Source organism: Faecalicatena sp. Marseille-Q4148, from assembly GCA_018228665.1.
Classification (GTDB): Bacteria; Bacillota; Clostridia; order Lachnospirales; family Lachnospiraceae; genus UBA9414.
In genome coordinates this window covers 1,127,548-1,141,077 of sequence record CP073692.1, presented here as the reverse complement: position 1 = coordinate 1,141,077, position 13,530 = coordinate 1,127,548, and the positions used below count along the sequence as shown (strand labels likewise).

Genomic DNA, 13,530 nt, shown 5'->3' with positions numbered 1-13,530 from the left:
GTTATGCAGATTGTAGATTTGTGGATTCGTAATTTTAAGTCGATCAAAAATATGCACATTCAGGAAATTGAAAATGCACTGATCCTTGTGGGACAGAATAATACCGGGAAAACCGTTATCCTGGATGCTGTCCGTGCAGTCAGCGGAGATTATAAGATCAGCAGCGATGATTTCCAGGAAGATTATCCAAACATAGAAATCGGTGTCACTTTGCAGATAACAGAAGAAGACCTTCATCGGTTTCATCAAACCGGAACAGTCAGTACTTATCGCAGATATGAGGCGTGGTATCGGGATTTCTGTAAAAAGCTTCCCTCTTATTCGGATGGAGAGTTAAGCTTTGTATACACTGCAAACAGAGAAGGAAAAATCCGTTATGCCGACGGATTTCAAAAGCAGAATCATTATATCTTACAAGTATTTCCAAATGTGTATTATCTGGATGTACAGAGGAATCTAAATCAGTTTCAGGATGCACTGTTAATGATGCAGGAAGATGATCTCCTGAAACAAATGCGTTCCGGATGCTGTATGTTTGATCGGGCAAAGGAATGTAATCACTGTTTTTCCTGTATGGGACTGATACGACAGAAGACAGCAGAAGAACTAAATGCCTTTGAGGCGGCAAAGCTTTTGGAATATAAGCTTTATTGTTTGAATCTGGATGATTTTGAACGCCGTGTCAATGAGAACTTTCGGAGAAATGGAGGGCGGGAGATCATTCATTATTCTATGAACCGCGACATTGAAAAGATGCTGCTTGTAACTGCAGAAATCGAAGGAAAAGGGCAGAACCGCCGCAGACCATTGAGTTCTCTCGGCAAGGGTATGCGCAGCATTTATCTTCTGTCGCTGCTTGAGACATGTGAAGATCAAAATAGAAAAAATACAGATATTATCATTGTAGAGAATCCGGAAATGTTTTTGCATCCGAAACTCCAAAATAGCTGTGGCGAGATTCTTTACCGTCTTTCAAAGAAAAATCAGGTGATGTTTTCTACACATTCGCCGAATCTTTTGCCAAACTTTGGCAGCAGGCAGATCCGTCAGATCATGCTGGGCAAGGATGGCTATTCAGAAATCTGTCCGACGACAGATATCAGCGCAGTGCTTGATGATCTTGGCTATTCTGCGACAGATGTGATGAATGTGAATTTCGTATTTATTGTAGAAGGAAAACAGGACAAAAGCCGGCTTCCGCTGCTTCTGAAAAAATATTTTTCTGAAACGTATGATGAAGATGGAAATTTGTCCAGAATTGCGATTATTACAACAAACAGCTGCACGAATATTAAAACGTACGCGAATTTGAAATATATGAATCAAGTGTACTTAAAAGATAATTTTCTAATGATCCGGGATGGTGACGGTAAAGACCGGGAGAAATTAAAAAGGGAGCTTTGCAAATATTATGAAGCGCGTAATCTGGAAGATGTGGATCGTCTTCCCCGTGTCACAGAAAAAAATGTTCTGATTTTGAAATATTATTCTTTTGAGAATTATTTCCTCAATCCAAAGATTATGGCGGCGCTTGGGATTGTGGAATCAGAAGAAGCCTTTTACGAAATATTTCTTGACAAATGGAAAGAGTATCTTCATCGTATGCGAAGCGGTCAGGCGCTGATCGAAGCGATAGGACATGATATCGAGACGGTAGAAGATGTGAAAAACAATATGGAAAATATTAAAATCTATATGAGAGGCCATAATTTGTATGACATTTTTTATGGAAGATATAAAGCGCAGGAGCAGGAACTTCTGACGCGATATATTGACATAGCTCCGCGAGAAGATTTTCAGGACATTTTGGATTCCGTAGAGCAATTTATCTATTTTGAGAGCAGAAAAAACAGGGTGGGAATGTAAAAGAATAGAAGAGGTGGATAAACATGAGAAAGTGGATATGTTTGATTCAAATTGTATTAGCGGCGTTTCTGGTCAGCCGCTATCCGGCGATGTCAGTGCTTTTGCTCCTGCTCATTGCCAATGCAGCCGCTACGCTTTTGCTTGGAGTGACAAGAAAAGGAATTGCAGGAATGGCAGTGATACTGCTTTTCATGGTGTGTATGTTGCTGCTTCCAAAAGAAGCAGTCATTGCAGCAAATATTTTTGTTTGCATCAGCACACTGATATTGTTGGTAGAGTGGCTGCAGCAGTGGAATGCAGCAATTTTTTGCAGGAGAAATCTTCTGACGGCAGGCGGCATTTTTCTTGTCGTATTTCTTTTGGCGGCAATTTTGCCTTATGTAAAACAGCCGGAAGTACAGAAAGACACAATGGAGAATTTCGATCTTGCGGATTATACCGGTACACGTCAGGAAGGCGAGCGCGCAAAGATTATTTCAGATAATGGCGAGGCTTTGGAAGAGAGGATCCGGCTTATTTCTCAGGCGAAAGAAGAAATTATACTTTCTACCTTTGAGTTTGACGCTGATACGAGCGGTAAGCAGGTGTTGGCAGCCCTTATGGATGCAGCCGATCGGGGCGTGAAAGTAAAGATCCTGGTTGATGGATTCCCTTATTTGAAGACCATGTGGGGAAATCCGTACTTTTTAGCTGCAGCGCAGCAGGAGCATATGGAGATTCGGGTATATAATCCGGTAAGGCTTTGGAAACCGTGGACATTGATGGGACGTTTGCATGATAAATATCTTCTTGTAGATGATACAGCATATCTTCTGGGAGGAAGAAATACATTTGATTTCTTTCTCGGAAATCAGAAAGGGTACAAAAACTATGACTGGGATGTATTTGTTTCCTGTAAGGAAAGTGAAAATCCATCGATTGTCCAGGTACAGAATTATTTTCAATCTGTCTGGAAACAGCCGGACAGCCGACCATACGGAAGCGGCCTCTGGAAATGGAATCCGTCAGTAAAAACAGCCGGAAAAGAATTAAAACAATTAAAGCAGCAGATAGAAAAAACACATGCAGACTGGTTTGCGGAAGAAGATATTTATGAAAAAACAGTGCCAATTCAAAATGTACAGTTGATTGCAAACCCGGTTCATGCTAATGTAAAAGAGCCAACTGCGTTTTATGAAATGGCAGAGATTATGAAATCTGCCGAATCAGAAGTGACATTCCATACGCCATATTTGATCTGCGATGACTGGATGCTTCAGAAACTCAAAGAAGTTTGTTCGGACGGACGTCAAGTGCAGATGATGACCAACTCTGTTGTGAATAATGGAAATCCTTTCGGAGCAATGGATTATCATCGCTATAAAGGGCAAATTTTAGAAACCGGAGTTTCTATTCTGGAATATGATAAAGGTGTATCCTATCATGGAAAATGTTTTACAGTAGACGATCATATATCAGGTATCGGTTCTTTTAACTGGGATATGAGAAGCGCATATCTTGATACAGAACTCATGCTTGTGATAGACAGTCAGGAACTCACGATGCAGTTGAGGAAAGAAATGAGCAGCTATGAGGCAGATGCGCTTCGGGTAACGGGAAAAGATTCTTATGATCTTCCGGAAGGAGTTACACCGCGGCCAATGAGCAAAAAGAAGGAATTTCGCATCAAAGCACTGGACCTTTTAGGTGGATGGGCCAGATTTTTGATGTGACAGGAGGGATTCAAATGGAGAAATCAAAAGTATACTACACAGACTTTCGTACAAGATTAGGGGAAGGACTTCCAATCAAATTAAAAAAACTGATCCGGAAAGCAGGGATTGGTGAGATTGATATGGAAAATAAATTTGTAGCAATAAAAATGCATTTTGGTGAGCTTGGAAATCTTAGTTTTCTCAGACCAAACTATGCAAAAGCAGTTGCAGATGTCGTGAAAGAGCTGGGCGGCAATCCATTTCTGACAGATTGCAATACACTCTATCCGGGCAGCAGAAAAAATGCACTGGAACACTTATATTGTGCATGGGAGAATGGATTTACGCCGATGACAGTGGGCTGTCCGATTCTGATCGGAGACGGCTTAAAGGGAACAGATGACATTGCTGTTCCGGTAGAAGGCGGAGAATATGTAGCAGAAGCTAAAATCGGCCGTGCAGTAATGGATGCAGATATTTTTATTAGTCTCTCCCATTTTAAAGGACATGAGACAGCCGGATTTGGAGGTGCGATTAAGAATATCGGTATGGGATGCGGTTCCAGAGCCGGAAAGAAGGATCAGCATTATAATGGGAAACCAACCATTGATGCGGAAAAATGCCGCGGATGTAAGAGCTGTATGAAGGAATGTGCTAATAACGGTCTTGTATGGAATGATGCTTCCAAAAAAATGGAAATTTCGAATGAAAACTGCGTTGGATGCGGCAGATGCATCGGCGCTTGCAACTTTGATGCAATTGCATTTTCAAGCAGTGCGGCAGTAAAAGAATTGAACTGTCGTATGGCAGAGTATACAAAAGCAGTTATTGATGGACGGCCGAATTTCCATATTTCTTTGATTGTAGATGTGTCTCCGCATTGTGACTGCCATAGTGAAAATGATGCGCCGATTTTGCCAAACATCGGTATGTTTGCATCATTTGATCCATTAGCGCTTGATCAGGCCTGTGTGGATGCGTGTCTGCAGGCAGAGCCGCTGCCGAACAGTCTGCTCGGAGAAAATATGAGGCGAGATGATTTCTGCGATCATCACGATCACTTTGTAAACACAACACCGGACTCAGAGTACCGGACCTGTCTGGAACATGCAGAGAAGATTGGAATCGGAAACCGGGCATACGGACTTGTCTTTGTAAAATAAAGCTTTATCAAGAACGGAAAATCCGCTGGAGAAGTAATTCTTTCAGCGGATTTTTTTATGTTGCGTTGACATTTTTGTAAAAAGTGTTATAGTACATATAGAACAAGTGGGTTTTGGAGTGCAATTCGAGGTGATTGGTATGAAGCAAAAAAGAGATTATTATGAAGTTTTAGGAATAAATAAACAGGCAGAGAGCAGTGAGATTAAGAAAGCTTACAGAAAACTGGCGAAGAAATACCATCCGGATGCCAATGAAGGAAATCCTGAGGCGGAACAGCAGTTTAAAGAAGTTACAGAAGCGTATAATGTATTGAGTGATCCGGAGAAAAAGAAATTGTACGATCGTTTCGGACATGCAGCATTTGATGGAAGTATGCCAGGGGGAGGAACCGGAGGCGCTCAGAATGGTTATGGAGAATTCAGGGGCGGTTTTGGAGATGGAACATTTCATGAGTTTCATTTTGAAGGCAGCGATATGGATGATCTGTTTGAAAATTTGTTTGGACACGGATTCCATGCAGGAGGTTTTCAATCAGATGGAACAAGAAGGCAATTCCGGAAAAAGGGGCAGGATGTAAGGGCCCAGGTGGAGATAACTTTTGATGAAGCCGTATTTGGATGTGAAAAGGTTATTTCATTTCAGAATCCGCAGACAGGAACGATCCAGAGACTGCAGGTGCATATACCGGCAGGAATTGACAGTGGGAAAACAGTACGGCTCCGTGGAAAAGGAATGCCGGGAATGAATGGAGGAGAGGCAGGAGATATTCTTTTGGATGTAACGGTGGGAGAAAAGCCGAATTTCGAGAGAAAAGGAGCAGATGTCTATACGGTATGCAATATTCCATTTACAACAGCTGTTTTCGGCGGCGAGGCAAGAGTACAGACGTTGTACGGGGATGTTTTATGTAAAATTAAAGAAGGAACACAGTCCGGATGCAGAATCCGGCTGAAAGGCAAAGGGATTGTATCTATGACAAACCCGGAGCAATATGGTGATCAGTATGTGACGGTTCAGATTCAGGTTCCGAAACGATTAAGCCCGGAGGCAAAGCAGAAATTGAAAGAGTATGCATGCCTAAGTCATGAAAATCTTCAAAATTATCAAACCGGCAGAGCGTAAAATGGCTTGTGGAATGGTTTGTAATCTTTTATAATAATTCCATAGATGAGTAAAATCAGGATGGCAGAACCATGAGGATACGGTTCAGCGAAAGGAATGAAATAAAGGAGGAATGTCCCATGACGAAGGAAGAGCTGGAAAGAAAAGTCGAAGTATTTGTTAATGCATCTCCGATGAATTATGTCTCAGAAGAGGAGGCGCTTGCTCCAGACTGCATAGGACTGAAGATGTATGAACCACCGATATGGGGGTATGGAACAGCTGATGATAAGATGTTTGCAGAATTTCAGAAGAAAGAAGCAGTAGGTCCGCAGTTTCTCTTGCCGGGACAATGGCTTGGCGAAGCAAAAAGTGTTATTAGTTTTTTTCTTCCCTATACAGAACAGGTAAAGAAAAGCAATGGTATTTTGAAAGAGGAACCATCAAAAGAATGGCTGCATGCCAGAATCGAAGGTCAGAAATTTGTCATGGCAGTCTGCAGATATATCAAAGAGCTTCTGGAAGCAGACGGAATGCAGTGTGTCATTCCGGCAGAAGACAGCAGATTTCACAGTGTAACAAAGTCTGGGCACGGTCAGGAAGATCTGTGGCAGGGCAGTTCGTATACAAGTAACTGGTCAGAACGACATGTGGCATATCTTTGCGGGCTTGGTACTTTCGGTCTTTCGAAAGGTCTGATTACCGAAAAAGGAATGGCCGGAAGACTGGGAAGTTTGATTGTCAGCGGAAGTTTTGAGCCGCGAAAACGAGAATATACAGGAATCTACGACTATTGCACAAGATGTGGGGCATGTGTGAGACGGTGTCCGGCAAAGGCGATTTCATTGGAAGCAGGGAAGGATCACGAGAAGTGCGAGGCATTTCTTGGTAAGACAAAAGAAACCTATAAAACGCATATGGGATGCGGAAAGTGTCAGACGAAAGTGCCTTGCGAAAGCGAAATACCGCTCTTAAAAACAAAATAAGAACAATAAATCTGAAAATTTAATAAAATACATAAAAATAATTGACTATTATAAACTTTGAGTTTACAATAAAAGTAATTTAAAAGTGGATAGGAGTTGAGGTTTTATGTTGAACGAAATGCGGATGATTTTTTTAACAATCGGTACTGTGATGATCGGTATTTTGACAGCAGTGTATTTTAAAATGGATGCAGAGTTCAGAGCCAAACCACTCCACAAACTTTATACGTTGATCGTATACGAGTACTTGAAGATCTGTGTAATGTCTGTACGAGGAGTGGATTATCTGAGAAGAAAATTCTGGTTTGGCGCAGGCGTCTATGAACCAGATGCAGAGCGAATGGCAGAATTACAGAGGAAGGAAGCAAGGATGCATCAGATGCGTTTGCAAATGAAGAGTTCTTCTTCCGGCCATAAGAATTACCATCAGTACAATATGCGCAGAATGAAATAGTAACAGAAAAGAATAATTACACCGCAGACATAATGAAAAAATGTCTGCGGTGTTTTTAGAGGAATGAAGTTCTGCTTGTGAAATGGTTGGAAGTTCGCTATAATAGGACAGTAGATGTAAGGAGGAAAATGAAATGAGTCATACAGATACAGAGCATTGTACAGGCTGTATGAAAGAGTGCAGTCTTGAGAAGCCGAAATGTTCCTTTGGTGAGAATCTTGCAAAGGAAAAAGGAATTCAAAAAGAAGAAAAATAAGTTTACTACAGGAGATTGAAATATGAGTCAGGAAATTTTAGCAACAGTGGCAGGAGAGGCGATTACAAAAGAAGATTTAGATGCATTTTTACAGAAACTGCCTCCGAATCAGAAAATTTATGCAGAGAATCCACAGATGAGAGCATATTATTTAGATCAGCTTGTATCTATGCGCTTATATGCAGCGTTAGGTAAGGAAATGAAGCTGGACGAGACAGAAGGATTTCGCATGATTATGGAAGATGTGAGAAGAGAGCTGTTATCTCAGTTCGCTATGAAAGAAACATTGAAAGGAATTGTTGTGACAGAAGAAGAGGCAAAAGAATTCTACGACAGCAATCCGGAACAGTTTGTAAAAGGCGAGATGGTACAGGCGAAGCATATTCTTGTTGAGACAAATGAGCAGTGCAGCAGCATTGCGGAAGAAATCAAAAGTGGAGCAAAAACATTTGAAGAGGCTGCAAAAGCATACTCTACCTGTCCATCCAAAGACCGGGGAGGAGATCTCGGACAGTTTGGAAAAGGACAGATGGTAAAAGAATTTGAGGACGCTGCATTTACGGCAGAGCCGGGAGTTGTGGTAGGACCGGTTCAGACACAGTTTGGATATCATCTGATCAAAGTGGAATCCCATCAGGAACCAGAGACAATTGCATTTGCTGATGCAAAAGAACAGATTGAAAAGACCGTTCTTCAGCAGAAGCAAAAAGCAGTCTATAATAGAAAGCTGAATGAATTAAAAGAAACTTATATGAACGCATAATGTATCATAGAAGATATTGTAAAAAACCGGCTGAGAAGAACCGGTTTTTTTACTTATGAGGGGGATAAGATGAATCAGGATTTAACAAGTGGACCCATTGGACGAAAATTGATAATGTTTTCTATTCCAATGATTCTGGGAAATCTGCTTCAGCAAGTCTATAATATTGCAGATACGTTGATCGTAGGGAAAGTTCTTGGGACAGAAGCCCTTGCAGCAGTGGGAGCGGCATATGCTTTTATGACATTTTTGACATCGATTATCATTGGACTTTGCATGGGATGCGGAGCTTTGTTTTCTATGTACTACGGAGGAAAGAAAATGAAGCGTCTCAAACAAAGTATTGCCATGTCATTTGCCGTCATTGCTGTGATTATGGCAGTGCTTACATCAGCATCTGTCTGTTGGCTTGATCAGATTATAAGACTTTTGCAAGTACCGGGGGAGATTCGGGGTATTCTCAGAGACTATCTTTCGGTAATTCTTTTTGGAATGCTCTTTACTTTCCTGTATAATTATTTTGCATTTTTGCTGCGGGCTATTGGAAATTCAGTTGTGCCGCTTATTTCGCTTGCGGCAGCTTCGGTATGCAATATCATATTGGATCTTTTATTTGTAATTGGGTTTCAGTGGGGACCAAAAGGAGCAGCTTTTGCGACGGTAATTGCTCAGGGAATTTCAGCAGCAGGAGTATTGCTCTATACGTTTGTGCGGGAGAAGCAGCTTCGAATTCATTGGACAGATTTTTGTACAGACTGGGGATTGCTGAAAGAAATCGGACAGTATTCGGTATTTACATGCATTCAGCAGTCCGTAATGAATTTTGGAATTCTAATGGTGCAGGGACTCGTAAATCAGTTTGGCACTGCGGTTATGGCAGCATTTGCTGCAGCAGTCAAGATCGATTCCTTTGCATATATGCCGGCGCAGGAATTTGGAAATGCATATTCTATTTTTATTTCGCAGAATTACGGAGCCGGAGAAAGAAAACGGATTCAGAAAGGCACGAAAACAGCGCTAAAGATCTCTATGATGTTCTGCGCAGTCATATCTGTTCTTGTATGGATTCTGGCGAAACCATTCATGTGGATTTTTATTGATCCGTCAGAGACAGAGATTGTTAAAATCGGTGTAGAGTATCTTCGGATTGAAGGAGCATTTTATTGCGGAATCGGATGCCTTTTCCTGCTGTATGGATTGTACCGGGCTATTGCAAAGCCGTTTATGTCAGTCGTACTGACGGTCATTTCCCTCGGAACAAGGGTAGGGCTTGCGTATGCGCTTGCACCAATTACATGGATTGGCGTCTGGGGAATCTGGTGGGCAATTCCTATTGGATGGGGACTTGCAGATGCAGTGGGAATTCTTTATTATAGAAACATGAGAAAGAAAATGGAATGAGAAAGGAATAGAGTCTTATGGAACGATGGATGGCATTTTTGAAACGGAAAGATATTGTATTTTCTGTTAAGCGTTATGGGATTGAGGCCCTTGGCGCTATGGCACAGGGATTATTTGCTTCCCTGTTAATTGGAACAATCATTTCTACTTTGGGAGAACAGATTGGAAGTGAAGTGCTGATCACTGTAGGAGGATATGCAAAAGCTGCAACAGGACCGGCTATGGCGGCAGCTATCGGTTATGCGCTGAAATGTCCGCCGCTTGTGCTGTTCTCACTCATTGCAGTGGGAGAGGCGGCGAATGCACTTGGAGGCGCCGGCGGACCTTTGGCAGTTCTTGTGGTAACGATTTTTGCAGCGGAATTTGGAAAAGCTGTATCGAAAGAGACAAAGATAGATATCATTGTGACACCGTGTGTGACAATCCTTGTGGGAACGCTATTGTCAATGTGGTGGGCGCCGGCCATTGGTGCAGCAGCCAGCAGTGTTGGAAATGCGATTATGTGGGCAACAGAACTTCAGCCATTCTTTATGGGAATGATCGTTTCTGTCGTCGTGGGAATTGCACTTACACTCCCGATCAGCAGTGCTGCCATCTGTGCGGCGCTTGGTCTTACCGGGCTTGCCGGAGGAGCGGCAGTGGCAGGCTGCTGCGCGCAGATGATTGGATTTGCGGTAATGAGCTTTCGGGAGAATAAATGGGGCGGTTTATTTGCCCAGGGAATCGGGACTTCCATGCTTCAGATGGGAAATATCGTTAAGAATCCGAGAATTTGGATCCCGCCGATTCTGGCATCTGCCATTACAGGACCGATTTCTACTTGTTTGTTTCAAATGAAAATGAACGGAGCGGCAGTAGCTTCCGGAATGGGAACCTGCGGGCTTGTAGGACAGATTGGGGTATATACCGGCTGGGTACAGGATATCGCCAATGGCGCTAAGACAGCGATTACGGCAATGGATTGGATCGGGCTGCTTTTGATCTGTTTTGTACTTCCGGCAGTGCTGACATTAATATTTGCTGCGCCGATGCGGAAGATGGGATGGATATTGGAAGATGACTTGAAACTTGATCTATAAGAAAATAACGGGAGAGTGTACATGAAGAAAACAGTAAAAGCACTTTTACATGCCCTGTCTTATGGAGATATTGAGGTGGAATCTTCCAGAAGATTTGCAGATTTAAAGCAGTTGGACCCGATGAGGATCTTCGTGAAAAAACTGGATGAGCGCATTTGCCGCGGAAATTATGAAATACCGGTAAGAGTCTACTTTCCATCGGAGGAAGCGATGGAAATGGGGCTTGAGAAAGGGCACCGCTTTCCGATATTGTTATTTTTTCATGGCGGTGGCTGGGTAACAGAATGTGTGGAAAACTATGACCGTGTCTGTGCACAAATGTCTCAGTCGACGGCTCATATTGTTGTATCGGTAGAGTACCGTCTGGCGCCGGAATATAAATTTCCTACCGGATTGCTTGACTGTTATGAGGCAGCAAGAAGTTTGTTTACGAATTCCTTTTTACTCCATACAGATCCTAACCGGATTACCCTTGTAGGAGACAGCGCCGGGGGCAATCTTGCAGCAGCTGTTTCTATGATGGCAAGGGATTTGGGAGAATTCATGCCGCGAAGACAGATATTGATCTATCCGGCGACGAATAGTGATTATTCAGAGCAGACACCGTTTCGGTCTGTGATAGAAAATGGTCAGGATTATCTTCTGACACGAGTGAAAATGGAGTCCTATATTAAGCTCTATGAGCGAACAGAAAAGGACAGGGAAAATCCTTACTTCGCTCCGATTCGGGCGAAAGATTTCCGGAATCTTCCGGATACACTGATTCTGACTGCAGAATTCGATCCGCTGCGGGACGAGGGAGAAGCTTACGGAAAATGCCTTCGCGAGGCAGGAAATACAGTACGGGTGGAACGAATACCGGATGCACTTCACGGATTCTTTGCACTTGGAATCCGACATTTACATGTGCAGGAGAGTTTTGATCATATGAATCGGTTTTTGAGAGAGGAGGAAACCGTATGCGGGAAGGAAGAAGATCCAGATGGCGTAAATTAGATAATGCAGCGCTCGCATTTCCGGCAGCCACCGGGAAAAAAGATACGAGAGTGTTTCGGTTTTACTGCTGTCTGAAAGAAAAAGTGGATGCAGAGCTTTTGCAGCAGGCGCTTGAGCGAACGATTGAGCGCTATCCGCTTTATCTGGCGGTTTTAAGAAAAGGGCTGTTCTGGTTTTATCTGGAACACAGGGAACTTCCGGCAGAAGTAACGCAGGAAGATAAGCCGCCGTGCAGCAAAATTTATGTACCGGATCAGAAACGGCTGTTATTTGAAGTTTCCTATTATGAAAACAGGATTAATTTTGAGATTTTTCATGCATTGTCTGATGGAACGGGCGCAACAAGATTCCTTAAAGAATTGGTACAGCAGTATTTGCAGCTTGCACATTCAGATGTATCTTTTCCGGAAACAGGAGAACAGCTTTTGACAAACCGGGATCAGGAAGAAGATAGTTTTTCTCAATACTATTCTGAGAAAAAAACAAAAAATCCGGAAAGAAAGCGAAAAGCATTCCAGCTTCCGGGGCCGAAACTGGAACAGGATGAAATGGAAATTATGGAATGCAGGATGTCTGTGCAGGAGCTTTTGAACTATACAAGAAGCCGGGGGGTTTCAATTACCGTATTTTTGAGTGCAGTATTGCTCTGTGCGATCCACGAAGAGATGACGGAGCATCAGGCGAAAAAACCAGTCACCTTAATGATCCCGATTAATCTGCGTAATTATTTTCCATCGCGCTCTATGGCGAATTTTTTTGGATGGTTGGAAGCGGGATATGAGTTTTCGGCAGAAACAACATTTGACGACGTGCTGCTGCATGTGAAAGAACGATTTGCAAAGGAACTTACGAAAGAGCGGGTAGCAGAACGGATGAATGAATTTGTGCGTCTGGAAAAGAATCCGTTTCTAAGGGCAGTACCGCTGGAAATAAAGAATCTCTTTCTGTTAGCAGGAACAACGCTTGGAGGGCGAAGCATTACCGCAGTGTTTTCAAATATGTCGGCAGTCAGACTTCCGGAAGCTTATGAGAATTATATTGAACGTTTTGGGGTTTTTACAAGTACAGATAAACTCCAGCTGTGCAGCTGTTCCTTTCAGGATACGATGATGCTTGGATTTACCTCTAAAGTGATGAGTACGAATATTCAGCGGAATTTTATCAGAATTTTGCGGGAACAGGGACTTGGTGTAGAAGTACTGGAAGAAAACTTTCCGGCAAAGAAACCGGAAAAAAATCGAAAATTTCCCGAATTCTTTACCTTTGCCTGTATGGCAGCGGCAGTTGTCTGTGTGATGCTGAATTATCTTGTGACACCAACGCTTCGATGGTCAATCTTTGCGGTGGCAGGATGCGCCTGCATCTGGGCGATGGTCATGCTCGGTTATGCAAAAAGACGTAACTTACTGAAAAACAGTATGTGGCAGCTTGTCAGCATGTCGGTACTGGCAATTTTGTGGGATTATTTTACCGGCTGGTCCGGCTGGTCGCTTAGTTATGTGCTTCCATGCGGTACGCTGATGGTGCTATTGTCGATGCTGACCATTGTGCGTCTGCAGAAGCTGGAACAGGATGAATATTTATTTTATTTTGTGCAGGCGGCAGGATTTGGAATGATTCCGTTTCTTTTGCTGGTGTTCGGTGCGGTTAAAGTAACAGAGCCTTCGGTTGTATGCAGCGGGATCAGCTTTTTGTTTCTTGCGGGATTGGCGTTATTTCACGGTAAGGAATTTAAACAGGAATTTTATAAGAAATTCCGTATGTAAAAGA

The 13,530-nt window shown here is 42.8% G+C and carries 11 protein-coding genes; all 11 read left to right on the top strand.

Features of this window, described 5'->3' with window-relative positions:
* Positions 1-3 precede the first annotated feature (3 nt).
* On the top strand, positions 4-1,866 hold the full coding sequence (locus KFE17_05455; protein ID QUO33192.1) for an AAA family ATPase: 1,863 nt from the start codon (positions 4-6) through the stop codon (positions 1,864-1,866).
* A 23-nt stretch (positions 1,867-1,889) separates the two neighbouring features.
* On the top strand, positions 1,890-3,578 hold the full coding sequence (locus tag KFE17_05450; GenBank protein QUO33191.1) for a phospholipase D family protein: 1,689 nt from the start codon (positions 1,890-1,892) through the stop codon (positions 3,576-3,578).
* A 14-nt stretch (positions 3,579-3,592) separates the two neighbouring features.
* Positions 3,593-4,723, top strand: a complete 1,131-nt coding sequence (locus KFE17_05445; GenBank protein ID QUO33190.1) for a DUF362 domain-containing protein — start codon at positions 3,593-3,595, stop codon at positions 4,721-4,723.
* Between the two features lie 139 nt (positions 4,724-4,862).
* The gene (locus KFE17_05440) at positions 4,863-5,846 is read left to right on the top strand and encodes a DnaJ domain-containing protein (protein ID QUO33189.1); all 984 of its coding nucleotides are present in this window, start codon (positions 4,863-4,865) and stop codon (positions 5,844-5,846) included.
* 119 nt (positions 5,847-5,965) lie between these two features.
* A complete protein-coding gene (locus KFE17_05435; protein ID QUO33188.1) occupies positions 5,966-6,811 on the top strand; it encodes a 4Fe-4S binding protein in 846 nt (281 codons plus the stop codon).
* Between the two features lie 106 nt (positions 6,812-6,917).
* Complete coding sequence (locus KFE17_05430) at positions 6,918-7,265, top strand: hypothetical protein (GenBank protein QUO33187.1); 348 nt, start codon at positions 6,918-6,920, stop codon at positions 7,263-7,265.
* A gap of 278 nt (positions 7,266-7,543) precedes the next feature.
* The gene (locus KFE17_05425; GenBank protein QUO33186.1) at positions 7,544-8,284 is read left to right on the top strand and encodes a peptidylprolyl isomerase; all 741 of its coding nucleotides are present in this window, start codon (positions 7,544-7,546) and stop codon (positions 8,282-8,284) included.
* A 69-nt stretch (positions 8,285-8,353) separates the two neighbouring features.
* Entirely contained in the window at positions 8,354-9,685 is a 1,332-nt protein-coding gene (locus KFE17_05420) for an MATE family efflux transporter (protein ID QUO33185.1), read from the top strand.
* A 17-nt stretch (positions 9,686-9,702) separates the two neighbouring features.
* Positions 9,703-10,764, top strand: a complete 1,062-nt coding sequence (locus KFE17_05415; GenBank protein ID QUO33184.1) for a PTS sugar transporter subunit IIC — start codon at positions 9,703-9,705, stop codon at positions 10,762-10,764.
* Positions 10,765-10,785: 21 nt separating this feature from the next.
* Positions 10,786-11,760 carry an alpha/beta hydrolase gene (locus KFE17_05410; protein ID QUO33183.1) on the top strand — a complete coding sequence of 325 codons (975 nt, stop codon included), beginning with the start codon at positions 10,786-10,788 and terminating at the stop codon, positions 11,758-11,760.
* Positions 11,724-13,526, top strand: coding sequence for a hypothetical protein (locus KFE17_05405; GenBank protein ID QUO33182.1), 1,803 nt, complete (start codon positions 11,724-11,726; stop codon positions 13,524-13,526). Before KFE17_05410 ends, KFE17_05405 begins: the two co-directional genes overlap by 37 nt.
* The last annotated feature ends 4 nt before the right edge of the window (positions 13,527-13,530 follow it).

What these genes read in the sequence shown, in the direction of transcription:
- KFE17_05455 (QUO33192.1), top strand. Translation starts at nt 4, where the DNA reads ATGCAGATTGTAGATTTGTGGATTCGTAATTTTAAGTCGATCAAAAAT.
- KFE17_05450 (QUO33191.1), top strand. Translation starts at nt 1,890, where the DNA reads ATGAGAAAGTGGATATGTTTGATTCAAATTGTATTAGCGGCGTTTCTG.
- KFE17_05445 (QUO33190.1), top strand. Translation starts at nt 3,593, where the DNA reads ATGGAGAAATCAAAAGTATACTACACAGACTTTCGTACAAGATTAGGG.
- KFE17_05440 (QUO33189.1), top strand. Translation starts at nt 4,863, where the DNA reads ATGAAGCAAAAAAGAGATTATTATGAAGTTTTAGGAATAAATAAACAG.
- KFE17_05435 (QUO33188.1), top strand. Translation starts at nt 5,966, where the DNA reads ATGACGAAGGAAGAGCTGGAAAGAAAAGTCGAAGTATTTGTTAATGCA.
- KFE17_05430 (QUO33187.1), top strand. Translation starts at nt 6,918, where the DNA reads ATGTTGAACGAAATGCGGATGATTTTTTTAACAATCGGTACTGTGATG.
- KFE17_05425 (QUO33186.1), top strand. Translation starts at nt 7,544, where the DNA reads ATGAGTCAGGAAATTTTAGCAACAGTGGCAGGAGAGGCGATTACAAAA.
- KFE17_05420 (QUO33185.1), top strand. Translation starts at nt 8,354, where the DNA reads ATGAATCAGGATTTAACAAGTGGACCCATTGGACGAAAATTGATAATG.
- KFE17_05415 (QUO33184.1), top strand. Translation starts at nt 9,703, where the DNA reads ATGGAACGATGGATGGCATTTTTGAAACGGAAAGATATTGTATTTTCT.
- KFE17_05410 (QUO33183.1), top strand. Translation starts at nt 10,786, where the DNA reads ATGAAGAAAACAGTAAAAGCACTTTTACATGCCCTGTCTTATGGAGAT.
- KFE17_05405 (QUO33182.1), top strand. Translation starts at nt 11,724, where the DNA reads ATGCGGGAAGGAAGAAGATCCAGATGGCGTAAATTAGATAATGCAGCG.